Below are 23,441 nucleotides of genomic sequence, written 5' to 3'. Positions count from 1 at the left end.
CTCGTATGACGGTTCAGCGCTTGAGCACGATGTGGCTGTAGCGCGGGTCGGTATAGCTTTCGCGGATGGCGTCTTCGAACGGCGTCTGGCGTACGCCGAACACCGCTTCGGTATCGACGCCCTTGAAGTCGTCGCCGGCGCTCAGCGCCTTCAACTGGTCGGCGGTGAACGGCGGCTTGGAACTGAAGAGCGAATACACACGCAGCAGGAAGGCGAAGAAGCCGATCGGGATATGCACGATCAAGGTGTGCAGTTTCTTGACCCGCTTGATCGTCTTGATGATATCGACGTAGTCCACACGGGTGTCGCCGACGATGTCGTAGACCTGACCCTCGGGCTCGCGTTCGATGCAGGTGGCGATGCAGCGGCAGAAGTCGCGTTCGTACAGCGGCTGGCGCATGAACCGGCCGTCGCCCGGAATCGGGAACACCGGCGTCTTTGCCATGAAGCGCGACAGCCAGCCCAGGTGCTTGGGATCGAACCAGCCGAACATCAGGGTCGGGCGCAGCACGCAGTGGCGCAGGCCGCTGGCGACCACCATCTCTTCCTGTGCGCGCTTGGTGTTGGTGTAGTCGTCCTTGGCCACCGAGTTGACCACCGAGGAGCTGATGTGCACCATGTAAGACACGTTTGCCGCGCGGCAGGCATCGAGCACGTGCGCCGTCGCGGTCAGGTTGTTGCGGGTGAACAGGTCGGTGGTCTTGCCGGTGATCTGCGCGTGCAACTGCACAACGAGCTGAGCGCCTTCAAACGCCTTGCTCCATTCGCCCGGCTCGGTCAGATCCGCAAGGATCGTCTCCACATCCGCATGCAAGCCTCGCAGGATGTCGAGATTGTGCGCGTGCTTATCGATGGCTACCAGCCGGGTATAGCCCTGTCGCTTCAGTTCGACGATCAGGTTCTGCCCCACCAGCCCTGCAGCGCCGGTCAGGACAATCTTGTCATTCTTCTGTGCCATGAATCAAACTCGAAAGCGGATGAATGGAGTCAAGGTGCGTCGGCGCAATGCAAGTGGCTAGTCGAGCCGCCGTCGATGCTTGTTTGTGAAAGAAAGCGAAGAATTTTCGCCGATCGCTGCGGGTCATCAGCGACATTCTGATCGCAACAGTGCAGGAGGTCTGCGCAATTGCAGGACGGGCACGTCCAAAATCATACAGAAACCTGCTCTTTGCCCGAGTAATCGGAGGGCTCCTGTATCTCAAGGAGGGAGGCGCCGACGACCGAACTCTGCGTAAAAGCCTCCGGTGCTTCCTCGCCATCGGAATGCGCTTCCGATGGCAGGTGTGCCGCCCTTGCGAAGCAACTCTCTGTGGCGATCAGGGTTGCCAATGCCAGCCCGCCGCACAGCAAGGCGCTCACCAGTACGTAGGCCGACTGCAAGCCGGGGAGGAACTGCCGATCAAACACATAGGCTGACAAAGACACGGTGACGTTGGCCACGCAGATCGCATAGAAAAGAGGAGCACTGGTGCGCCATATGGCGGCCAGGATGGCGAGCTGCAGCAGCAGTACAGACGCGTAGGCGCCGATGTGCGTCGTCGTTACCCCTCCCTTGAAAATGGCGATCACCCACACCAGGGTGACCACGGCAAAAGACGTCAGTGCCTGCAACAGCTTCTTGAGCGGTTGAGTGTCTCGACGGCGGTCGCGCAAATACATCACGGCAATGCAAGGGACCAGCAACAGGGGCGAGGCAAACCACATCGAATGGAACATGTGGTAGAAGTCGTCCTCGATAAAACGGGAAAGGAATGCGGGATCCTGTCGCGTCGCCATCCTCCACGCGTCATACGGTGCCGAGAGTGTGCCTTTGACGACCACGCCGAGATTCTGCAGGCGTGCGGTCAGCCATTCGCCGGGCGTGATCTGGGAATAGGCGTGGAGAATCGCCTGCGCGGCGCTCTCGTCGCTGACGTCGATCTTGTCGGCAAAGTGCCACTTGATAAGCCGGTCGCCTGGAGGATCGACAAGCCGCTGATAGGCCACCCATGGAAGGTAGAGCGCGGCGGCGAGCGGCCCGGTCCGCAGCAGCATTGCCAGGCCTTGGCGTTTGTACCAGCACAGGTGTACGAGGGCGACGCCGACGGTGAAGAACAGCGCGCCGCCATGCGACAGCATGGCCAGCGCTGCGGCGACGCCCGCCTGCCCCCAGCGCCTGGGTGTACCGTCGGCCGGAAACAGCGCCAGGTAGTAGATGAGCGAAAAGGCCGCGGCCAGCAGCTTGGGCCAGACGAAAAGGGTGCTGAGCAACATCAAGGCCGACAGGCTGAGCACGAGCAATGCCATCGCTTGCGCCCGCTTACTCATGAACCGCGCGAGCAGAGAAGCCAGCGGCAGCAGAACCAGCGCCTGCGCCCAGCTGCAAATTCCCTGGTACACCAATACGTCGTTGTGCGGCAGCAGCTTGTACAGCATGAGGTACATTCCAACCTGCAGGGGAGGACGGTCGCTGCTCAGCCAGTCGCCAACCATCGGGATGTCCAGCCTGCCGCGTGCAAGCATGTCGCCGAACAGCATCGGCAGCCAGGCGTCGGTCGGGAAATGCCGCCAGCGCAATGCCGGGCCATCATCCAGTTGTCCCTCCCAATGGAACGGGAACAATCCGATCCACAGGACCAGGCAGACAAGCAGGAGTGCGGGGAGCAGGCCTTTCTGCAAGTCGGCGATGTCGGCGAGCGAGACGTGTCGACGCCTTCCGATCATCAGCGCGAGCGGGAAGGGGAGTATCAGAATCAGCAGGGCCAGCGCACTGCCTAACTTGGCAGAGAGCACATAGCCCAGGAAGATCGCAAACCAGCCGCAGCCCGCAGCAAGCAGGCCCTGGAGCAGACGCTCACGTGGAGGTGCACCTGCGGGCAGGCACAAGCAAACGGCGAGCAACCAGATATTCCCCAGCAGCACGGCGGCCAGCATCGGCAGCATGCCTCCGGCCAAGTCCACGGCGGGCTGCGTGATTGAATCGCCGAGGCCGGCCCAGCCGAAAGAAGAGCGGGATTGATCGTCGATCCGGATGCGGTAGCCCTCCTGCGCGATGTCATCGGGAACCACCAGCATGAAGCGTTCCCAATGCTCGCGGGGTTGCTCGGGAATCGCGATCCGCGCGGTTTTCCCCGTGCGGGTGACCGCATTGAGGCTCACACCGGGATTTCCCGGATAACCGGTCAGCAGGACCTCGATGTGCTTTGTGCCGGGAGGGTAAGGGCGCGACTCCAGCGTTCCGACCCAGGCGTCGGTGCCTTCGCAGAAGCTGATACGGCCCGCGACGGTGTCATCCTGCTTCAGGAACGGCGAGTTGGTCGGGGCGCAACCGCCATCGATTCCCAACGCAGGGTCCGGATAGAAGCCGCAGCCTCCAAGAAGCAATAAGCAGATGAGCAGTGCCACGTTTATGAGACGGCGTCCTGCAGAGCCGAAGATCCTGCGAAGCCCGTCAAAAGCACCTAGGGTATCTTCCTGTTCGTACAGGATGGCCGTGAGGCAGCGCTTGGCGTGTCGACGGGTCATGTAAGATCTCGACCCTGCAGAAACGTGTCCACCGCTCATGTCAGAGCTTGATCCTACGAAAAACGAATTCCGGGATGTTCTTGATCACCAGCATGATGGCCCACCAGAAACTAGGCAGGTACGCCACAGCGCGCCGCTTGTCCACTGCACTGAGGATTCCCTTGGCAATCTGGTCCGGCTTTGCCCACAGTGCGCCCTTTTTGAACGCCGCAGTCATGGGGGTGTCGACGAAGCCCGGCTTGATCGTGAGCACGTTGATGCCTTGCGGGCGCAGGCGCTGTCCCAGACCGCTCAGGTAGGCGGTTACAGCGGCCTTGGCACTTCCATAGAGGTAGTTGCTGGCTCGGCCGCGGTCTCCCGCCACGGAAGAAATCACTGCAAGCGTGGCGCCCGACGTTAGTCGCGGCACAATCGCGGCGCACAGGGCAATCGTGGAGGTGCCGTTGGTTGCAAATTCACGCAGCGATAGTTCGACCGATGCGTTACACGCAGCCTGATCCGGCAGCGTGCCATGTGCGATCAACACAACATCGACACCGCCCAATGCAGCCCAGGCCGCATCCAGGATGTCGCCATGATGTGCACTATCGTTGACATCCAGCACGCCGATGCTGCTTCGCGCGCCGCGGGTCGTGAGGTCGGCCGCAATTGTTTGCAGGCGCGCGGCCTGGCGGCCGAGCAGATGGATGGCCGCCCCGCGTGCGGCGTAGCGTCGGGCGGTTGCTTCGGCAATGGCCGAGGTGGCCCCGATAATAAGGACGCGTTGCATGTCTACTCCGTGACCCGGCGCCAAAAGCCGGAAGAAAAACGTGGATCGAGATAGCTGCCGAACTCGCGCCAGCGACCATAGGCACGCTGAAACGACTGTGCTGCCATACGTGCGTCCTTGGCAGGGTACAGAGCGCCGCCTGCCTCGTCGACGATGCGGTCGAGTCGCTCAAGCAGGCGGAAGACGTCAGGACCAGTGTTGGGAAAGTCCAACGCCAAGGTCGTACCCGGCCTTGGAAAAGACAACATGCCGATGGAAGGTGTGTCGCCGAATTCTTTCAACACAGCCAGGAACGAGCCGCTGCCGCTGCGCGCGATCTCGGCAAGCAGCGCGTCAACGCCGTCCCGCGCGGTTGCGGGCGGCAAGACACATTGGTATTGCAGAAAGCCCGAAGGTCCGTACATGCGGTTCCAGTCACGGATGCCGTCAAGTGGGTAAAAAAACGGTAAGAGGTGGCTGACGAAGCGTTTGCGCGGCGCGGGCTGGCGCCAGTAGTAAAGTGCGTTGAAAGGCCGCAGGGATAACTTGTTCACCAACGAAATTGGTGGGGTGACAGGCATGGATAAACCTGCGCCCGGCGATTTCGGCTGTTCCTGAGCAAGCCCGATGCAGTGATCGGCACGGGTGAAGTGCCCACGTCCGCGTGACGTGCCGCTTGCCAGACAGTCGATCCAGGCCACGCTGTACTCGTGGCTTTCCGCCGATGCCTTCGATAACTCAAAGAATTCATCGAGCGAGCCGAAGCGAATGTTTTCTGCTTCCAGTGTGGGACTGCCGACGCGGCGTAACTGGATTTCAGCCCAGGTGATCAGGCCCGTAAGCCCCAGCCCGCCGACGGTGGCTGCAAACCAGTCGTCGGCATCATTTGGCATACACACGCGCCGCTCGCCGTCGCTACGCAGCAGTTCGAATGCGCGCACATGGTGACCAAAATTGCCGGTGCGATGGTGGTTCTTGCCATGCACATCGTTGGCAATTGCGCCGGCAACGGTGACGTAGCGGGTGCCGGGCGTTACTGGCAGAAACCAGCCTTGCGGCAAAACCAGTTCGATAATCTCGTTAAGCGTGACGCCTGCCTCACAGCGAAGTACGCCACTGGCCGGATCAAACGCGATAAAGCGATCAAGCCCGCGTGCGCACAGCAGCGCACCGTCCGGGTTTAGGCAGCTGTCGCCATAACTGCGTCCGTTACCACGCGGCAGGGCAAGGCCGTCGAATGGTGGTAGGTTTGCCGCGCGATCGTTGATCGGTAGCAGCGTGTGCTGCGCTCTGGGATAGCGGCCCCAGGACTGCCCCGCCGCCATCAGATGGCGCTCAGGGCGAACAACCCGCACAGCACCACAACGATCTGGCTGACGCGGTCGGTGGCAGCGAATACGATCGGGTCATCATGCATCTCCCCGCGATGCGCAATGATCCAGACCCTGCTCACCCAGTACAGCAACACCGGACACACCAGCCAGAGCAGCTTGGGATTGCGGTACAGCTCCACGCTCTCGGGGCTGTTGATGTACAGCGCCATCACCATTACCGCAATGTAGCCGGCCGCTGCGCCCATCGATTGCAACAGCGAGAGATCCTCTACCGAATAGGCGCGGCCACTGGCCCTGGTCTTGCCGCTGCTCAACATGGCATGCAGTTCCGTGTAGCGCTTGAGCAGCGCAAGCGACAGGAACATGAACATCGAAAACGCCAACAGCCAGAACGATAGTTCGATGCCAATCGCCACCGCCCCCCCGATGATGCGGACGGTGTAGAGCGCTGCGAGCAGCACCACGTCGATCATTACGATCCGCTTCAAGCGCAGCGAATACGCCAAGGTCATGACGTAGTAAGCAAGCAAGACCAGGGTAAATTCGATGTTGCACGCCAGCGACAGCAGCAGGCCTGCCACTGTCAGTGCAGGGGCAACCAGCAGGCCCTGCAAAAGAGGAAGCCGACCTGCCGCAAACGGGCGCTTGCGCTTGCGCGGATGCTGACGGTCAGGCGTCAGGTCCAGCAAATCATTGAGCACATAGACGCCAGAGGCGCATAGCCCGAACGCGACCAGCGCGATCGTGGATTGCAGGACCGATTCCAGATCCAGGAAGCGGTGCGCGGTCAGCAGAGGAACGAATACCAGCAGATTCTTCAACCATTGATGCAGGCGCAACGCTTTCAGCCATGCACGGGCGCGCGGCGGGGTAGGCCAATGCGCATGCACCGTTGTGCGCTGCGCGGCCGCTTTGGCAAGTGCGTCACCGTTGTTGACGACCCAGGCGCCACCGGCTTTGTCCCACACGTGCAAATCCACGCTGCCGTTGCCCGCGTAATCAAAGTTGCCTTGACCAAACGCCTCGACGAGCACATCCGCCTTGTTGCGACCAGACAGATTGCGCTTGCCATCACTGGCAATGACCTGCTCGAAGAGACCTAGATGCTCTGCAATAGGCTGCACCAAGAGTGCGTCGGACGCCGTGCACAGCACACGCGGACGTTGCGTCGTGGTGCGCAACATCTCTAGCACTTGGTGGTTGTAGGGCAAGGTCTCTGCAGGCAGGACGACGCGGGAGGCAAGCTCCCGCTTTAGCGCGGCCTTACCACGCAGCAGCCACAACGGCAGCAAGAACAGGTACAGCGGGTTCCGTGCCAGCAACGCCAGCACCGACTCGTAGAGAATGTCCGAATTCAAAAGCGTGCCATCCAGATCCACGCACAAGGCGCGTCCCGAAACAACCGGACGGGTGGAGCTGCTGGTAGGGGCGGACATCGACTGCCTGGCGATCCATTGCGGGGCGCCGATTATACCTGCCGATCACCGCGCGCTCTTGCGAATGGCGAATTCTGCGGCAAGCACGGACACAGCGCCCACGAGAATGGCGTACCACAGTGTCACCAAGCGCGCCGCGACAGCGACTGCAATGGCGTCTGCAGTAGAAACTCCGAGTCGATTGAGCATCAATATGATAGCCAATTCGGTCGTGCCAACGCCACCGGGGACGAACGACAGCGCGCCGATCAGCATCGCAAGCGGGTAAATACCGAACGCGACAATAGGCTCCAGGTGCAAGCCCATGCCGATGCACAGACTCAAAAAAACTGCCGATGTCAGTCCCCAGGCGATGACTCCGGCAAGCATGCTTTGCCCGAACGCTGGCAAATCCAGGCAGCTACGCAGTTCCAAGGCTGCCGCAAGGCAAAAGTGAGCGAGACGTCGCAGCCAGCGGCCGGGAAGGCGCGCGGTCAAATCTGCCAAGTTGTCCAATAAGGCTGGCCAAGCGGCCGCACCGAACAGCACGCAGACAAATCCCAGCACTACTGCGGCTAGCGCGCCCAAGGTAGGAAATACCGACGCGGCCAGCAAAGACAGCGACAGGATGACCAGCAGATCGGATGCGCGCTCGAAAACGAAGACACCCAAGGTGCGCTCGGCCGGAATACCCATCCGCGCGAAGTAACGGATCCGCATCAGCTCGCCTGCCTTGCCGGGAGTAGCGGTCAGCGCGAAGCCTGCCAAATAGCCAGCCAGGCCAAGTCCTATTGGTACGTGATGTCCTTTGCGACCGAGCAGCCATTGCCAGCGCCAGTACCGAAAAAGGTAGGTCAGCGAGACCGGCACGACTGCAAGCAGCATCAGGTGCCAGACGTCACTCAGACGCGAAAACGTTCCGTTTCCGTTGTCCACCCAGACCAAGACGGCGACGTAACTGGCGCAGAGCAGGACAACAAAGGCGGCCAGATAATCCAGACGGTGCCGCAATTTTGCGACACCGTCGATGACAGGGGGCGAGGGTGAGTCCATTGCAGCAGATGGACCTCAGCCCAGCGCAGCCTCCAGCTCCGGTAGCAGCGTGAACAAATCCCCCACCAATCCAATATCCGCAATCTCAAAGATCGGCGACTCCGGATCCTTGTTGATCGCCACGATCGTGCCGGCGTCTTTGATGCCGGTCAGATGCTGGATGGCGCCACTGATGCCGATTGCCATGTACAGCTCAGGGGCGATGATCTTGCCGGTCTGGCCGACCTGCAGTTCGTTGGGCACGTAACCGGCATCGACCGCAGCGCGCGAGGCGCCCACGGCAGCGCCGAGTTTGTCGGCCAGGCTGTAGATGTGCTTGAAGTTCTCTGCAGAACCGACGCCGCGGCCGCCGGAGACCACGCGCTTTGCGCTCTGCAGGTCGGGGCGATCGGAGCTGCCTGCGGCCAGACCGACAAAACGGGTATGGGTCGGCAACGCGGCCTCCACCGTGGCCGCCTCGACCGTCGCGCTTCCACCGCCGGCCGCTTCCGGCCAGGAGGCGCTGCGCACTGTCGCGACCACGATATGCTCGGCCGGGGCCTTGACGGTGATGATGGCGTTGCCTGCATAGATCGGACGCTTGAAGGTGTAAGCGTCTTCGACCGACATCAGATCGGAGATCTGGTTGACGCCCAGCAGCGCAGCCACGACCGGCATCAGGTCCTTGCCGAAGGTGGTGGAGGGTCCGAAGACATGCGTGTAGCCCTGGCCGGCAAGCTGGGCGATCTGCGGCCCCAGCACCTGCGCGATGGCGTGTTCGTTTGCGGCGTTCGCCACCGTCAACACTCGGGTAACACCGGCTAACTGCGCGGCCTGCGCTGCAACCGCGGCCGGGTCGGCAGCCAGCACAACCACATCAATTGAGTCGGCCGAGATCGCCAGCGCAGCGCTGAGGGTCTTGGCGGTGGCCGCATTGAGCTGACCGTTGAGATGTTCGGCAACAACGAGAACCTTGGCCATTACAGCAACCCCTTCTGCTTGAGTGCGGCCACCAGCTCGGCGGCGTCCTTGACCATCACACCGCGGCTGCGCTTGGACGGCGCGGCGTAGTGCGTGGTGGTCAGGCTGTCATGCGCGTCGACGCCCAGGTCGGCAAACGCCAGCGTTTCCAGTGGCTTGCTCTTGGCCTTCATGATGTCCGGCAGCTTGATGAAGCGCGGCTCGTTCAGGCGCAGATCGGTGGTGATCACTGCCGGCAGGTCAATTTCCAGCGTCTCCAGGCCGGCATCGACCTCGCGCGTCACCGTGGCCTTGCCATCGGCAACGACGAGCTTGCCGGCGAAGGTGGCCTGCGGGCGGCCCCAGAGGGTGGCGAGCATCTGGCCGGTCTGATTGGCGTCGTCGTCGATGGCCTGCTTGCCGAGGATGACCAGATCCGGCTGTTCCTTCTCGACCAATTTGAGCAGCGCGCGCGCGGCGGTCAGCGGCTGAACAGCCGCATCGGTCACCACATGGATTGCGCGATTGGCGCCCATGGCCAGGCCGTTGCGCAGGTGCGCAGCCGCATCGGCCGGCGCCAGGGTGGCGACCACGACTTCCGTGGCGATGCCGGCATCGCGCAGGCGCAATGCTTCTTCCAGGGCGATTTCGTCGAACGGGTTGGGCGAGAGCTTGACGCCCTCGGTCACCACGCCGGAGCCATCCGGCTTGACCTGAATGCGGACGTTGTAGTCCACCACGCGCTTGTAGGCGACGAGGATTTTCATCGTGTACGAGATCCTTCAGCTATTGCGGGAAGGCCCGGCCGCGGCGGCAGGCTCGGGAGTGCGGTCATTCTAACCGGGCGCGGCGCACCATGCGATGGCGTATGGTTGCTGCGGAGCAGCACCTAGCGGCCTTGGTTGACAATGCTTAGGTTCGGTAGCGCTTTGACCGGTATATCCTGTGTGGTTTGAAAACGCAGCGCGGCTCGCGCGCACCAGGAGATCAGCAGTGGCAACTTGGCTAGTGACCGGCGGTGCCGGCTTCATCGGTGGCAACTTTGTTCTTGAAGCAGTGGCTCGCGGGGTGCGCGTGGTCAATCTCGATGCGCTGACCTATGCGGGAAACCTGAACACGTTGGCATCCTTGGAGGGTAATCCGGACCACGTTTTCGTCAAGGGCGATATCGGCGATGGCGCTCTGGTCGCTCGCCTGCTGCAGGAGCACCAGCCCGATGCAGTGCTGAATTTCGCAGCCGAGAGCCATGTAGATCGCTCGATCGAAGGCCCGGGCGCGTTTATTCAAACCAACGTCGTCGGGACGTTGGCCTTGCTTGAAGCAGTGCGCGACTATTGGAAGGCGCTGCCTGCTGCGCGTAGCGATGCCTTCCGCTTCCTGCACGTGTCCACAGACGAGGTCTATGGAACGCTCGGTGAGACCGGAAAGTTCACAGAAACTACGCCTTACGCGCCGAACTCGCCGTATTCGGCGTCCAAGGCGGCCTCGGATCATCTGGTGCGTGCGTTCCACCACACCTACGGTCTACCGGTATTGACCACAAATTGTTCGAACAATTACGGTCCCTACCACTTCCCCGAAAAGCTCATTCCGTTGGTCATCGCCAAAGCGCTGGCCGGCGAGCCACTGCCGGTTTACGGCGATGGCAAGCAGGTGCGCGACTGGCTGTTCGTCAGCGACCACTGCGAGGCGATTCGTACCGTGCTGGCAAAGGGCAAGGTCGGCGAGACCTACAACGTGGGCGGCAATTCGGAACGCCAGAATATCGAAGTCGTGCAGGCGATCTGCGCACTGCTGGATCAGCATCGTCCACGTGACGATGGTAAGCCGCGTGCGAGCCAGATCACCTATGTGACGGATCGCCCGGGTCATGACCGCCGTTACGCGATCGACGCCTCGAAGCTGAAGAAGGAACTGGGTTGGGAACCTGCCTACACGTTCGAGCAAGGCATCGCGCAGACTGTGGAGTGGTACCTGACCAACCAGGCATGGGTACAGGGCGTGCTGGATGGCAGCTACCGGCTGGAACGGATCGGCGCCTCGGCGTAAAGCGCCCCCGCAAGAGCCCGCGCAGTTGTGTGGGCCTCACAAGGAACTATCTCATGACACAACGTAAAGGCATTATTTTGGCTGGTGGCTCGGGTACGCGCCTGTATCCGATCACCAAAGGCGTCAGCAAGCAGCTGTTGCCGGTGTATGACAAGCCGATGATTTATTACCCGCTTAGCGTCCTGATGCTTGCGGGTATTCGCGATATCTTGATCATCAATACGCCGCATGAGCAGGCGTTATTTCAATCCTTGTTGGGCGACGGCTCTCAATGGGGAATTAATATTCAATACGCCGTACAGCCCAGCCCGGACGGGCTTGCGCAGGCGTATTTGATCGGTCGCGACTTTGTCGATGGCAAGCCAAGTTGCCTGGCTTTGGGCGACAATATTTTTCATGGCCACGGTTTGACCGAGACGCTACGCCGCGCGGATGCGCGTGAGCACGGAGCAACCGTCTTCGGCTATTGGGTCAACGATCCTGAGCGCTATGGCGTGGCCGAATTCGATCAGCAAGGCAAAGTCATCGATATCGCCGAAAAGCCGGAGAAGCCTCGTTCCAATTATGCAGTCACCGGTCTGTATTTCTACGATGGAAAAGCCAGCGAGTATGCTGCTGCCTTGAAACCCTCGCCGCGTGGAGAGCTGGAGATTACCGATCTCAATCGCTGCTATCTCGATGCAGGCGACCTGCATCTTGAGCCGCTGGGGCGAGGGTATGCATGGCTGGATACCGGCACGCACCAATCGCTGCACGAAGCGGCCAACTTCATCGAGACCATCCAGATGCGTCAGGGCCTGCAGGTGTGCTGCCCCGAAGAAATTGCATTCGGTCAGGGCTGGATCGATGCGGAGCAATTGGAGCGCCTTGCCGCTCCGTTGCTGAAAAACGACTATGGCAAATATTTGCACGAATTGGCTGTGCGAGGAGTAGTACCGTGAAAATCGTCGAAACGCGTTTACCAGGTTGTGTCGTCATCGAGCCGGCAGTGTTCGGCGATGAGCGTGGATATTTCTTTGAAACGTGGAATGCCGAGCGCTTCGGGCAACATGGCCTGCCGACGCAGTTCGTGCAGAGCAATGTCTCAACGTCGGCCAAAGGCGTGCTGCGTGGTTTGCATTACCAGTGGCCGCGTCCTCAGGGCAAGCTGGTCAGCGTGCTGGAAGGTGAGGTCTACGATGTGGCGGTCGATGTCCGCCATGGCTCGCCCAACTTCGGGCAGTGGGCAGCGGTGGTGCTAAGTGCAGAAAATAAAAAGCAGTTCTGGATTCCAGAAGGGTTTGCCCACGGCTTTGCAGTGCTGTCGGAGCGAGCAGTGTTCAGCTACCTATGCACCGACGTCTACGTGAAAGAGGCCGATGCCGGCGTGCGCTGGGATGATGCGGCGATTGGTATCGATTGGCCGATCAGCAATCCGTTGCTTTCTGCAAAGGACGCCGCTGCGCCGTTCCTGGCCGATGTGCCCGCCGAACGCTTGCCGGTGTATACGCCGTGACCACGCTGGTTCTTGGTGCAAATGGGCAGGTGGGTACGGAATTGCTACGTGCGCTGGCAGTCGATGGCCCAGTTCAGGCCACTACCCGTAGTGGTCAGTTGCCTGACGGCAGTACGTGCGAAACAGCAGACTTCAATGCACCTGAGACGCTGAGCGCCTTGCTGGATAGGGTCAGACCATCGCGCGTAGTCAATGCCGCCGCTTACACGGCGGTGGATGGTGCCGAGCAGGATCGCGAAAGTGCGGTCCGTGCCAATGCGACGGCGCCCGGCGTCATCGCAGCCTGGTGCGCGTCCAATCGTGTGCCGCTTGTGCATTACTCCACCGATTACGTTTTCGACGGCCAGGGTACAGCGCCATATCGTGAGGACGCACACACCTCGCCACTCGGCGTGTACGGCGAAACCAAGCTTGCTGGCGAGCAGGCCATTCGTGCCTCCGGCGCGCAGCATCTGATCCTGCGCACTGCTTGGGTGTACGCCTCGCATGGCGCGAACTTCCTGCGCACGATGTTGCGGGTGGGTGCAGAGCGCGACGAGCTGCGTGTGGTGGCCGATCAGATTGGAACACCGACACCAGCTGCTTTGATCGCCGATGTCACTGCGCAGTTGCTGCGTCAGCGCACACCCGACACATCCGGTACCTGGCATCTCACCGCAGCTGGCCAGACCAGCTGGCATGGCTTTGCCGAGGCCATCTTCGAAGAAGCGGTCAGTGCCGGTCTGCTCGAGCGTGCACCGCGCGTGGTGCCGATTACGACGGCCGACTACCCGACACCGGCCAAGCGTCCTGCGTATTCGCGGTTGTCCATCGATAAATTGCAGAGCGACTTCGGCATCGAATTGCCCGAGTGGCGCATTGGCCTGCAGCGTGTGATTGCCGAGTTGTCTGCGGCGAAGAAGTAGTTCGATAGCAAGTCGAAGACGGGCGGCATTCACGCCTAATGCCCACCCTCCGAAAGGCAAACAGCCGGGAATTCCCGGCTGTTTGCTTATACGGCGCAACCTTTTACAAACGACCGATCACGCCCGGCCGTAGGTGTCTTCAAAGCGCACGATATCGTCTTCGCCCAGATAGCTGCCGGACTGTACTTCAATCAATTCCAGCGGCAACTTGCCCGGATTGCGCAGGCGATGGGTGACGCCCAGCGGGATGTAGGTACTCTGGTTTTCGGTCAGCAGCAGCACTTCTTCACCGCGCGTCACTTCGGCAGTGCCACTCACCACGATCCAGTGCTCGGCACGGTGGTGATGCATCTGCAGGCTCAGCACCGCACCGGGTTTGACGGTGATGCGCTTGACCTGATGACGCTGGCCCATGTCGATGGAATCGTAAGCACCCCAAGGACGATAGACCTTGCGGTGCCAGGTTGCCTCGGAACGGCCGGCCGTCTTGATCTGGCTGACCACGTCCTTGACCTCCTGGATGCGGTCGCGGTGACCGACCAGTACGGCATCCGGCGTCTCGACGACCACCACATCCTCCAGCCCGACCATTGCGATCAGGCGCGAACCGTATGCATAGGTGTTCTGGCAATCCAGCTGGATCACATCGCCATGATGCGCGTTGCCTTGCGCATCCTGCGTGGAGACATCCAGCAGCGAGGACCACGAACCGACATCGTTCCAGCCGGCATCCAATGGCACCACAACCGCGTCGGCGGTCTTTTCCATCACCGCATAGTCAATCGAATCCGACGGGCTGGCAGCGAAAGCGTCCTTGTCCAGACGGGTGAAATCAGCATCGCGCTTGCCACCTTCCCACGCCTTCTGACACGCATCGGCGATGGCAGGATGAAACTTGCGCAATTCTTCCAGGTAACGCGACGCGCGGAACAGGAACATGCCGCTGTTCCAGTAGTACTCGCCGCTTGCCAGGTAGCCTTGCGCAGTCGCCAGATCGGGCTTCTCGACGAAGCGCTCGACCGCGCTCACACCAGTGCCAGCACCGGCCTTGATGTAGCCGTAGCCGGTTTCAGGTGCAGTCGGCTTGATGCCGAAGGTGACCAGTTTGCCCTGTGCGGCCGCTTCGGCCGCAACCTTCACCGCTGCCTGGAATGCCGCCTCGTTACCGATGACATGATCCGAAGGCAGCACCAGTAGCAACGGGTCGGCACCGTCGCGGGTCGCTTCGAGTGCGGCAACCGCAATCGCCGGGGCCGTATTACGTCCCTTCGGCTCCAACAAGATCGCCGATGGCTTCACGCCCAACTGCTGCAACTGCTCAGCCGCCATGAAGCGGTGTTCTTCATTGGCAACCACGATGGGGGCGTGGCCTGCAACAGGAGCTGCACGTAGCCAGGTGGACTGCAGCATGCTCTTGTCGCCGACCAGCGGCAGGAACTGCTTCGGATAGGACTCGCGCGACAGCGGCCATAGGCGCGTGCCGGAGCCGCCGGACAAAATAATGGGTAGGACGTCGCTCATGGGCGGGGGAAACTCCAAAGTGCGTCTAGATGGGAGAGGGGTCAATCAGCCGCGCAGCAGATTGGAAATTTCCTGCGTGCGGCTTTCCAGCAGTGCGGCATCGCCGCGCGTTTCCACGTTCAGACGCAGCAGCGGCTCGGTGTTGGAGCTGCGCAGGTTGAAACGCCATTCGCCAAAATCGGCGCTGATGCCATCGGTGTAGTCGAGCTCCGGCGACAGCGACGCGTAATGCTCCATCACGCGGGCGACCGAGGCCTTGGCATCGGCCACCTTGAAGTTGATCTCGCCGCTGCAGGGAAATTTCTGCATGCGCGCTTCGACCAGATCGGCCAGCGAGCGGCCCGACTGCGACACCAACTCTGCGATCAGCAACCACGGAATCATGCCGGAGTCGGCGTAGGCGAACTCACGGAAATAGTGGTGCGCGCTCATTTCGCCGCCATAGACGGCATTTTCGCTGCGCATTTTTTCCTTGATGAAGGCATGGCCGCTCTTGCACAGCACCGGAATACCGCCGGCTTCTTCAACCTGCTCAACCGTGTTCCAGGTCAGGCGCGGGTCGTGCACGACCTTGCCGCCCGGCTGCTTGGCCAGGATGGCTTGCGCGAGCAGGCCGACCAGGTAATAGCCTTCGATGAAGCGGCCGGTGTGATCGAAGAAGAAGCAGCGATCGAAGTCGCCGTCCCACGCGATGCCGAAATCGGCGCCGTGGTCCTTCACTGCCTTGGCCGTGGCGTCACGGTTTTCCGGTAGCAGCGGATTGGGGATGCCGTTGGGGAAGTTGCCATCGGGCTCATGGAACACGCGCACGAATTCGAACGGCAGATGCGGCGCGAGCAGATCGACGATCAGCCCGGCGCCGCCGTTGCCGGCGTTGACCACCAGCTTGAGCGGCTTGAGCGTGCTGCGGTCCACGTAGCTGAGCAGGTGCTCCAGGTAAGCAGTCTTGTCGGTGCGGCTCTGCTCACCCGCGGTAGGTTCGCCCGGCGCAGCGGTATCGGCCGCGACCGTGTCGCGAATGGCAAACAGGCCGGTGTCCGAGCTGATCGGCCGCGCTTGCTCGCGGACCAGCTTCATGCCGTTGTAGTCCATCGGGTTGTGACTGGCGGTAACCATCACCCCGCCGGCGGCCTTGAGGTAATCGGTCTGGAAATAGACCTCCTCGGTGCCGCACAGGCCGATATCGATCACTTCACGGCCGCTGGCGCGCAGACCAGCCGAGAGCGCTTCCTGCAACGCCGGGCTCGCCAGGCGCACATCGTGGCCCAGGACCACGGGCCCCTGATCCAGCTGCGCCGCCAGCGCCACACCGATGCGGCGGGCCAAGTCCTCGTTGAGTTCATCCGGCACACGGCCGCGAATGTCGTAGGCCTTGAAGGCGGGTAGCGTCATGGACAAATCCTGAAGTGGGGGACACCCGAGTTTAGCGGCTGGGCCGTGTCTTGGGTGTGGCGGAATTGCGACCGGGGACAGGGAACAGTCAGCGGATAGAATGAGCGCTTCACATCAGCGGGTGAGGGCGGTGATGCGCAATGAAGTGAGCGATGGGGCAAGCGGCAAACGCTATGCCGATGCCAAAGCAGCGCTGGATGGGGTGCTGGCCGATGGTCAAACCCTGGCAGTGGGCGGCTTTGGGTTGTGTGGCATTCCGGAGGCATTGATTGCAGCCGTGCGCGACAGTGGGATCGGCGGTTTGACCGTGATCTCCAACAACGCTGGCGTCGACGGTTTCGGGCTTGGTCAATTATTGGCCACCCGGCAGATCCGCAAGATGATTTCGTCCTATGTGGGCGAAAACAAGGAGTTCGAGCGCCAATACCTGGCCGGCGAACTTGAGCTGGAGTTCAATCCGCAAGGCACCCTGGCCGAGCGTTTACGTGCGGCTGGGGCGGGCATTCCTGCGTTTTACACGGCCACTGGCTACGGCACGATTGTGGCCGAGGGCAAGGAAACGCGCGAATTCGACGGCAAGCACTATGTGCTGGAAACTGCGTTGCACGCCGATGTGGCGCTGGTCAAGGCATGGCGCGCCGATACCGCGGGCAATCTGGTGTTTCGCAAGACGGCGCGCAATTTCAATCCGGCCTGCGCCATGGCCGGGCGCGTGTGCATTGCTGAGGTGGAGGAAATCGTGGAGCTGGGCGTGATCGACCCGGATCAGGTGCATCTGCCTGGTATTTACGTGGACCGCCTGGTGCTCAACGCCTCGCCGGAAAAACGCATCGAACAGCGCACCGTGCGCCAAGGACAGCAGTAATGGCCTGGACCAGAGACCAGATGGCCGCACGCGCGGCACGCGAACTGACCGATGGCGCTTGTGTCAACCTGGGCATCGGCTTGCCGACGTTGGTAGCCAATCACATCCCCGACGGTGTGGATGTGTGGCTGCAATCGGAGAACGGCCTGCTCGGCATTGGCCCGTTTCCTACCGAAGACGAGGTGGACGCAGACCTGATCAACGCAGGCAAACAGACCGTGACCGCGCGTGCGGGTGCCAGTTATTTCGGTAGCCACGATTCGTTCGCGATGATCCGTGGCGGGCATATCGACCTGGCCATTCTCGGCGCAATGCAGGTCACCGAGCGCGGTGACCTGGCCAACTGGATGGTGCCCGGCAAGATGGTCAAGGGCATGGGCGGCGCAATGGACCTGGTGGCCGGCGTCAAGCGCGTGGTAGTGCTGATGGAACACGTCGCCAAAGACGGCAGCCACAAGATCCTGCGCGAATGCGACCTGCCACTGACCGGCGTCGGCGTGGTGGATCGCATCATTACCGACCTGGCGGTGTTCGATGTCACTGCAGATGGGTTGGTGCTGGTGGAGGCTGCAGAAGGTGTGGCGCTGGAAGAGTTGCGCCAGAAGACCGGTGTGGAGATCTTGACGTCTCAGCCGTGAGGAGAAGCCGGATGGTCGTTGGGTCATCCGGCTTGAATCAATCCGCGTCCGGTAAAGCGATCGTCGAGTTGTAGGTCCGCCAACCATGGCGCCTGCCAGCGCGCGGAACCGACGCACTGCAGCGGGATCTGGATCGAAGCGCGGTCGAAGTCCAATAGATAGCTTTCGTCTTGGGTAACTCTGCAAACGTCTGCAATAAAAGCTAGCGCGCCTTCATGTACCTGCGCGAGTGTTGCCCATTGCGTTGGCGATAGCTCTGGATTGGCGTAGACCGCAGTTGGAACCTCGGAGGTGCTCGCGAAGTAGGAAAACTGCGGCGAGGGAGCTGTGAGTAGTGTTTCCAGCAGCAAATCGTGGCGCAGGATCGTCGATTGATCCGCATCACCTTCGGTACGTTCATCGAAGTAGCGGGCAGCAGCCCAACTCTGATCAGTGATCTTTGTAGCACGCGCGTTCAATGCAAAATAAGCGCCACCCAGCGGCTGCCGGGTTAACCGTGCGAGGTTGGCCTGGATGCTGCCCGAATACCCTATGTCCGCCACCATGGCGGCGCAGTCACCCACGGTGGCTCTCCAGTACTGCAGGTAAGCCGTCCTTTCAGTTTCGGCAAGCGCCAGTAAGTCATTGATGACTGGGGCAATGAGTTCCACAAGCTCGGCGTGCATCTCCGGCAGGTAAACATCGCGCTGCATCGCCGAGCGCCCTAGGCGACGTTCCAAAATATCTGCTGCAGCATCTCCCAGGCGCGCCTGTATCAAGTCGCTCAGCGTTCCGGTGTAGGTGCTGTCTAGCACCAATGCAAGATCATCCGGTGCGTGCAATGAAGGTGTTCCGGTTCCCCGTCGCGATGCGAGCAGATACTTGCCGCGCAGCTGCGGCAATGAAGGACAAGCTTGCCTTACTAGCTGAAAGCCTTGCTCCAGAAGGTGGCCTTCTCGACTCAAAAATAAAATCGTTTTGATATTGCTTTGCTTTGCCGTGCGGATCAGCCAAGCGAGATAATCGAAGATCAAAGGGCCGAGAACCACATAGCCAAGACATGCTGGGGAAAGAATCGGCATTGGCGTCAAGGTCTCTGGTTGCCGGTCGGCAAGATCGGCGAACCGATTGGCCAGTAAGCCGAGCCACAACTGATCTTGCCACCGCGTTGCTGCAGCTGACGACGGTCTAAGCGGGCGCAACCCAGGAACTATATCCAATAACGCGGATGGTCGGATTACATGCACCGGTGTCAACAGATGGTGCATCTGTGGACGCTGAATGTCTCCGTGTTCATTGTCGCCGACATGTAGCCATTGTGAAGGGCTTATTTTCTCGATGTTCGGCAGCTCCCTCCAGGCACTGTCGGCATCCTTGCGCCAACCCGTCTCGCAGGAGACATACCAGGCGGCTGGCAGCGCGGCGACTTCGGTAGGAAGCACCTGCTTCAGCAACGTGCTGCCTAGATACATATCCGAAAGCGCAACGAGGCGGATGCCACGTTGTTGCAAGCCGGTGGCTGCTGCGATCACACCTTGCCGCGGTCGTAGCAAGCTGGCTTCTAGGGCCACTTCCAATGCCTGAAGTGCATCAATTGGAAGTCCCTTCGCATCGGGCAAGCCAGACAGTGTTGTGTAGATAGTTGAAAGGTCGACATCGCCGCCAGATTGATGTCGTGCTTTTGACTCGGCAAGTTCGCGGAGTTCAAGAAGATTTACGACCCCGAACTGACGAGCGACCAAGTGGGCAAGATAAGCGCGGGCGCCGGCAGCAAACAGGAACGGCCTCACTACCAACGTGTCGAAGATATCTAGCGAAACCAGTCGAGCCTGAAGAGAGGACAGTGTCAATCGCGTGGCGATCGGCGCTTCAAACGAAGCCTGCCAGTTGCGTTCACCTTCTCCGCTGAGTGACAGCGTACCGTCTTGCGGCAATATACCGATTCGATAATGCTGATGGCGCACGACAGCGACAAACATGCGCTCCATCGCGTGGTGCAGGGTGCCATCGATCTGTCCGTGCTCTTCCGGGAAGTCCTTGAGCTCCAGATTCAGCGCGTACAAAGGCCGCAGCGCGTCCACTTTCGCCCAAAACATCGAACCCGCTGGAAAGTCGATATATTCCGACGCATTGATGTCGAATCCGAGCCGCTGGGCCAGCGTGCGACACACCTCAAAATTACTAAGCCAGGTATGTGCCCAAAGAGGAACGCGTTCGTAACTCTCAGGGTAGAGCATGCCAAGGCGCGGCTCGGCCTGAAACATGCCAAGTTGCCAGGCGATGCGCTCCGCGCTGCCCATCAGGGAGGACACCAAATAGCGGCGCCACTGACCTTGCTCGCTGCCGGTGTATAGCGATTTCTTTGTGTGCAGATGGCCGACAACGTCCAAGGCCAGAATCTGCTCGCGGAACGTTACCAGCAGCGGCGCGATGTCACGGCCGCGATTGGGCACGATGCGGATATCTAGCTTCTCGATCTGCTGCAGCTTTGAAAAGCGATCACGCGCCTGGGCTTCGGCCGCGTTGTCCATCACAGAGACGAGCAGGTCATAGCCGACCGGCATCTGCTGGAGCGACTGTGCGAATTCGTCGATCAGGTCCGGATAGAAGACGTGGACCATCACGCCCACCTTTACCTGCAACTGCGCCGAAGGCACTGGCCTGCCAAATGGTGCTTGGTCCGCCAGGCGATGAGCTGCCGGCTGCTTGCGTCCAGCCAATCGAACTCGCTCTAGAAAGCCACGTATTCCCAGGGCACGGATCACCTTGAACGCGCGCATCGCAACCGCGGTGGCACCAGACAAACCACCTCCATGGAGTTCTATCGAGCGGCGTGCCGCAGCCATGAATTTGGTGAGGCTGCCAGTCACGCGGTGCGCCATTCGTTGTTCACAGGTTCTGGTAGTTCGGGCCCGAACCACCCTCCGGTGTGACCCAGGTGATGATTTCATAGGGGTCTTTGATGTCGCAGGTCTTGCAGTGCACGCAGTTGGCGGCGTTGATCTGCAGACGCTTGCCCGAGGGGCTGGCGGCGTCTGCGACCATTTCGTAGACGTTGGCCGGGCAAAAGCGCGTGCAGGGGTTGTCGTATTCCGCTACGCAGCGGGTGGCGCACACGTCGGTATCCAGCACCTTCAGATGCACCGGTTGGTCTTCATCGTGCTCGGTGGCGGCGAAATACACCGCTTGCAGGCGATCGCGCGGTGCGAGGTCGCGGGTGACGTAGTCGCGCTTGGGTTGTTCGTACTCGCCGAGCTTGTGCAGCGCCGACCAGTCGGGCTTGTTCTTCAGCGTCCACGGCGAGGCGCCTTTGAGCGCGGTTTCCCACGCCGCATTGAGCAGGCCGAACCACAGGCCCTTTTTGAAACCGGGCTTGATGTTGCGGACTTGCTTCAGCTCGGCCATGACCTCGGAGGCGCGCAGCTTGGCATCGAAGCCCTGCGGCGCCAGCTGCGATTGCACCAGGTGTTCGGCGGCCAGCATGCCGCTGCGGATCGCCTGGTGGGTGCCCTTGATCTTGGGAACGTTGAGCAGACCGGCGGTGTCGCCGATCAGCAAGGCGCCGGGCATGTCCACTTTCGGCAGCGATTGCCAGCCGCCGCTGACCAGTGCGCGGGCACCGGCAGACAAGATGCTGCCGCCTTCCAGCAACGGCTTGATCATGGGGTGGTTCTTCCATTGCTGGAAGGCTTCCCAAGGCTGATAGGCCGGGTCGCTGTAGTCCAGCCCGCTCACGTAACCGAGCGCAATCTGGTTATTTTCCAGGTGATACACAAAGCTGCCGCCGTAGGTGCGGTTGTCGGCTGGCCAGCCGATGGTGTGCACGATCTTGCCCGGCGTGACGCGGCCTTCGGGCACCTGCCACAACTCCTTGATGCCGATTGAATAGCCTTGCGGGTCGCTGTCGGCGGTGAGGTCGAAGCGCTTGAGCAGCTGCTTGGTCAGGTGACCACGCGCGCCTTCGGCAAGCACGGTGACCTTGGCGCGGATGTCGATGCCGGCGGTGTAGCCGGGCTTGTGTGAGCCGTCTTTTGCAATGCCCATGTCGCCGATGCGCACGCCCACCACCTGGCCGCTGTCGTCGTGCAGCGTTTCGGCGGCGGCGAAGCCAGGGTAGATCTCCACGCCCAGCGCTTCGGCCTGCGGCGCCAGCCAGGCGCACATCGCGCCCAGGCTGACAATGAAGTTGCCGTGGTTACGCATGCCCGGCGGAACCACCGGGAACTTGCGTGCGCTGTCCTTGCCGAGGAACCAGAATTCGTCGTCGGTGGCCGCCACGCAGATCGGCGGCGGGTTGTTACGCCAGCCTGGCAGCAGCGCATCCAACGGGCCGGGCTCGATCACTGCACCAGACAGGATATGCGCGCCGATGGTGCTGGATTTTTCGATCACGCAGACGCTGATGTTCGGATCGAGCTGCTTGAGCCGGATCGCAAACGACAGCCCGGCCGGACCGGCACCGACGGTGACGACGTCGTATTCCATGACGTCACGCTCGACCGCCTCTGACGCGTGTGCGCCCACTCCCGCTTCCGACATTGCTCCGCTCCCGTTGGCTCGATGGCTGATGCGCATTTTCCGGGATTGCATGTGACGGCGGCAAATCGGGTCGATTCATCCGCGCCATGCGGCGCTGCGTGCTAGCGTTTCCGGCATGAAGATTCGGGTGACATTGCCGGAAGCGGAGATCCACTGGTGGCGGGGTTGGCTGCCGCCCGTGCAGGCCGATGCGCTGATGCAGGCGCTGCTGGCGCAGGCGCAATGGGAGGTACACCGCATCCGGTTGTTCGGACGCATGGTGGATTCGCCGCGCCTGAGCAGCTGGATTGGCGAACCGGAGGCGAGCTATCGCTACTCGGGCATACGCTTCTCGCCACAGCCGTGGCTGGCCGTGCTGCAGCCAGTGCGTACGCGGCTGGAGGACGAGACCAGTTACCAGTTCAACAGCGTGTTGGTCAATCGCTACCGTAGTGGCAGCGATGCAATGGGCTGGCATAGCGATGACGAGCCGGAGTTGGGCGCGCAGCCGTTGATTGCTTCACTGAGCTTGGGCGCGACGCGACGTTTCGCATTCAAGCATCGCGACGATGCTGCGGTGAAGCAGGCGCTGGAGCTGGGCCGCGGCGATCTGTTGTTGATGGGCGGCGATACCCAGCGGCACTACAAACACGCGTTGCCGCGCACCGCGAAGCCGGTCGGCGAGCGCATCAACCTGACCTTTCGTCAGATCGCGGTGCGCGTGCCCCAGCGATAAGCAGCTAGCGACACGTAGCGCGCGCTTGCGTGTTGGTGAGTGCAGTCGTTTTGTCGGCGCCGCGGCTTGCGTGGGCGCAATCAGCAGCCCAGGTCAAAAACGATGAGTGGTTCGCATGCGCGGTGTCCTCACCGCTTGCGGAACACGCCGTGAGCTCACCCTTGGAACTCGATGGCGGCATCCATGCCGCCATCGAGCCCGCAAGCGGTGAGGACACCGCACCAGAAAGTTCATTGGTGATTTATTGAAGAGCGAGGGCGCCGCGCCCAGGCAGTCCACTGGCTGCTGTTTTGAACAGCGAGGAAACCGCGTCGCGCAGCCGCTGGCTGCGTTTTTGAAAGCTGTGCGCA

At 61.2% G+C, this 23,441-nt stretch carries 19 protein-coding genes; 7 read left to right on the top strand and 12 right to left on the bottom strand.

The genetic code is table 11. The annotated features are described in order from the left end of the window. Positions 1-13: 13 nt before the first annotated feature. The 8 genes from KWO_RS20000 to KWO_RS19965 form a co-directional block, all read right to left on the bottom strand. Positions 14-958, bottom strand: a complete 945-nt coding sequence (locus KWO_RS20000; protein WP_010377766.1) for an NAD-dependent epimerase/dehydratase family protein — start codon at positions 956-958, stop codon at positions 14-16. Between the two features lie 191 nt (positions 959-1,149). Continuing rightward, positions 1,150-3,390 carry a hypothetical protein gene (locus tag KWO_RS19995; RefSeq protein WP_026113131.1) on the bottom strand — a complete coding sequence of 747 codons (2,241 nt, stop codon included), beginning with the start codon at positions 3,388-3,390 and terminating at the stop codon, positions 1,150-1,152. Between the two features lie 154 nt (positions 3,391-3,544). Next, a complete protein-coding gene (locus KWO_RS19990; RefSeq protein WP_010377771.1) occupies positions 3,545-4,273 on the bottom strand; it encodes an SDR family oxidoreductase in 729 nt (242 codons plus the stop codon). A gap of 2 nt (positions 4,274-4,275) precedes the next feature. Continuing rightward, a complete protein-coding gene (locus KWO_RS19985) occupies positions 4,276-5,577 on the bottom strand; it encodes an FAD-binding oxidoreductase (RefSeq protein WP_010377772.1) in 1,302 nt (433 codons plus the stop codon). Beyond that, on the bottom strand, positions 5,577-6,965 hold the full coding sequence (locus KWO_RS19980; RefSeq protein WP_010377774.1) for a UbiA family prenyltransferase: 1,389 nt from the start codon (positions 6,963-6,965) through the stop codon (positions 5,577-5,579). The genes KWO_RS19985 and KWO_RS19980 overlap by 1 nt, the downstream gene beginning before the upstream one ends. A 102-nt stretch (positions 6,966-7,067) precedes the next feature. Further along, entirely contained in the window at positions 7,068-8,054 is a 987-nt protein-coding gene (locus KWO_RS19975) for a lysylphosphatidylglycerol synthase transmembrane domain-containing protein (protein WP_010377776.1), read from the bottom strand. A 15-nt stretch (positions 8,055-8,069) separates the two neighbouring features. Then, positions 8,070-9,014: an electron transfer flavoprotein subunit alpha/FixB family protein gene (locus KWO_RS19970; RefSeq protein WP_010377779.1), complete on the bottom strand. Its 945-nt coding sequence runs from the start codon at positions 9,012-9,014 to the stop codon at positions 8,070-8,072. After that, on the bottom strand, positions 9,014-9,760 hold the full coding sequence (locus KWO_RS19965) for an electron transfer flavoprotein subunit beta/FixA family protein (RefSeq protein WP_010377782.1): 747 nt from the start codon (positions 9,758-9,760) through the stop codon (positions 9,014-9,016). Before KWO_RS19965 ends, KWO_RS19970 begins: the two co-directional genes overlap by 1 nt. A gap of 226 nt (positions 9,761-9,986) precedes the next feature. Between KWO_RS19965 and rfbB the strand changes: the two genes are divergently transcribed. From rfbB to rfbD, 4 genes are read left to right on the top strand one after another with little or no spacing between them, the layout of a single operon-like run. Beyond that, on the top strand, positions 9,987-11,042 hold the full coding sequence (rfbB, locus tag KWO_RS19960) for a dTDP-glucose 4,6-dehydratase (protein ID WP_010377784.1): 1,056 nt from the start codon (positions 9,987-9,989) through the stop codon (positions 11,040-11,042). Positions 11,043-11,095: 53 nt separating this feature from the next. Beyond that, complete coding sequence (gene rfbA / locus KWO_RS19955) at positions 11,096-11,983, top strand: glucose-1-phosphate thymidylyltransferase RfbA (RefSeq protein ID WP_010377786.1); 888 nt, start codon at positions 11,096-11,098, stop codon at positions 11,981-11,983. Further along, entirely contained in the window at positions 11,980-12,537 is a 558-nt protein-coding gene (gene rfbC / locus KWO_RS19950; protein WP_010377788.1) for a dTDP-4-dehydrorhamnose 3,5-epimerase, read from the top strand. The genes rfbA and rfbC overlap by 4 nt, the downstream gene beginning before the upstream one ends. After that, complete coding sequence (rfbD, locus tag KWO_RS19945) at positions 12,534-13,442, top strand: dTDP-4-dehydrorhamnose reductase (RefSeq protein WP_010365625.1); 909 nt, start codon at positions 12,534-12,536, stop codon at positions 13,440-13,442. The genes rfbC and rfbD overlap by 4 nt, the downstream gene beginning before the upstream one ends. Positions 13,443-13,559: 117 nt before the next feature. Here rfbD and KWO_RS19940 read toward each other — a convergent pair whose 3' ends face one another. Both KWO_RS19940 and KWO_RS19935 read right to left on the bottom strand, forming a co-directional pair. Beyond that, a complete protein-coding gene (locus KWO_RS19940) occupies positions 13,560-14,963 on the bottom strand; it encodes a mannose-1-phosphate guanylyltransferase/mannose-6-phosphate isomerase (RefSeq protein WP_010365623.1) in 1,404 nt (467 codons plus the stop codon). Positions 14,964-15,008: 45 nt separating this feature from the next. Continuing rightward, positions 15,009-16,355, bottom strand: a complete 1,347-nt coding sequence (locus KWO_RS19935; protein ID WP_010377790.1) for a phosphohexomutase domain-containing protein — start codon at positions 16,353-16,355, stop codon at positions 15,009-15,011. Between the two features lie 133 nt (positions 16,356-16,488). Between KWO_RS19935 and KWO_RS19930 the strand changes: the two genes are divergently transcribed. Continuing rightward, positions 16,489-17,220 carry a CoA transferase subunit A gene (locus KWO_RS19930; RefSeq protein WP_010365620.1) on the top strand — a complete coding sequence of 244 codons (732 nt, stop codon included), beginning with the start codon at positions 16,489-16,491 and terminating at the stop codon, positions 17,218-17,220. Next, positions 17,220-17,858, top strand: a complete 639-nt coding sequence (locus KWO_RS19925; protein ID WP_010365618.1) for a CoA transferase subunit B — start codon at positions 17,220-17,222, stop codon at positions 17,856-17,858. Before KWO_RS19930 ends, KWO_RS19925 begins: the two co-directional genes overlap by 1 nt. A 23-nt stretch (positions 17,859-17,881) precedes the next feature. Here KWO_RS19925 and KWO_RS19920 read toward each other — a convergent pair whose 3' ends face one another. Together KWO_RS19920 and KWO_RS19915 are read right to left on the bottom strand one after the other, a co-directional pair. Next, entirely contained in the window at positions 17,882-20,617 is a 2,736-nt protein-coding gene (locus KWO_RS19920; protein WP_017113712.1) for a rhamnan synthesis F family protein, read from the bottom strand. Positions 20,618-20,726: 109 nt separating this feature from the next. Then, a complete protein-coding gene (locus KWO_RS19915; protein WP_010377793.1) occupies positions 20,727-22,376 on the bottom strand; it encodes an electron transfer flavoprotein-ubiquinone oxidoreductase in 1,650 nt (549 codons plus the stop codon). 115 nt (positions 22,377-22,491) lie between these two features. Here KWO_RS19915 and KWO_RS19910 point away from each other — a divergent pair, with 115 nt between their 5' ends. Next, entirely contained in the window at positions 22,492-23,091 is a 600-nt protein-coding gene (locus KWO_RS19910) for an alpha-ketoglutarate-dependent dioxygenase AlkB family protein (protein WP_010377795.1), read from the top strand. Positions 23,092-23,441 lie beyond the last annotated feature (350 nt).

Origin of the sequence: Xanthomonas vasicola pv. musacearum NCPPB 4379 (assembly GCF_000277895.2) — a bacterium.
Classification (GTDB): domain Bacteria; phylum Pseudomonadota; class Gammaproteobacteria; order Xanthomonadales; family Xanthomonadaceae; genus Xanthomonas; species Xanthomonas vasicola.
Note: the sequence above shows the minus strand (reverse complement) of the source record. Positions and strands in the feature narration are given on the sequence as shown.

Excerpts from the sequence above, each read along its gene's own strand:
- KWO_RS20000 (WP_010377766.1), bottom strand. The coding sequence starts at position 958 with ATGGCACAGAAGAATGACAAGATTGTCCTGACCGGCGCTGCAGGGCTG.
- KWO_RS19990 (WP_010377771.1), bottom strand. The coding sequence starts at position 4,273 with ATGCAACGCGTCCTTATTATCGGGGCCACCTCGGCCATTGCCGAAGCA.
- KWO_RS19985 (WP_010377772.1), bottom strand. The coding sequence starts at position 5,577 with ATGGCGGCGGGGCAGTCCTGGGGCCGCTATCCCAGAGCGCAGCACACG.
- KWO_RS19975 (WP_010377776.1), bottom strand. The coding sequence starts at position 8,054 with ATGGACTCACCCTCGCCCCCTGTCATCGACGGTGTCGCAAAATTGCGG.
- KWO_RS19970 (WP_010377779.1), bottom strand. The coding sequence starts at position 9,014 with ATGGCCAAGGTTCTCGTTGTTGCCGAACATCTCAACGGTCAGCTCAAT.
- KWO_RS19965 (WP_010377782.1), bottom strand. The coding sequence starts at position 9,760 with ATGAAAATCCTCGTCGCCTACAAGCGCGTGGTGGACTACAACGTCCGC.
- rfbA (WP_010377786.1), top strand. The coding sequence starts at position 11,096 with ATGACACAACGTAAAGGCATTATTTTGGCTGGTGGCTCGGGTACGCGC.
- KWO_RS19940 (WP_010365623.1), bottom strand. The coding sequence starts at position 14,963 with ATGAGCGACGTCCTACCCATTATTTTGTCCGGCGGCTCCGGCACGCGC.
- KWO_RS19935 (WP_010377790.1), bottom strand. The coding sequence starts at position 16,355 with ATGACGCTACCCGCCTTCAAGGCCTACGACATTCGCGGCCGTGTGCCG.
- KWO_RS19930 (WP_010365620.1), top strand. The coding sequence starts at position 16,489 with ATGCGCAATGAAGTGAGCGATGGGGCAAGCGGCAAACGCTATGCCGAT.
- KWO_RS19925 (WP_010365618.1), top strand. The coding sequence starts at position 17,220 with ATGGCCTGGACCAGAGACCAGATGGCCGCACGCGCGGCACGCGAACTG.
- KWO_RS19920 (WP_017113712.1), bottom strand. The coding sequence starts at position 20,617 with ATGCGCGCGTTCAAGGTGATCCGTGCCCTGGGAATACGTGGCTTTCTA.
- KWO_RS19915 (WP_010377793.1), bottom strand. The coding sequence starts at position 22,376 with ATGTCGGAAGCGGGAGTGGGCGCACACGCGTCAGAGGCGGTCGAGCGT.
- KWO_RS19910 (WP_010377795.1), top strand. The coding sequence starts at position 22,492 with ATGAAGATTCGGGTGACATTGCCGGAAGCGGAGATCCACTGGTGGCGG.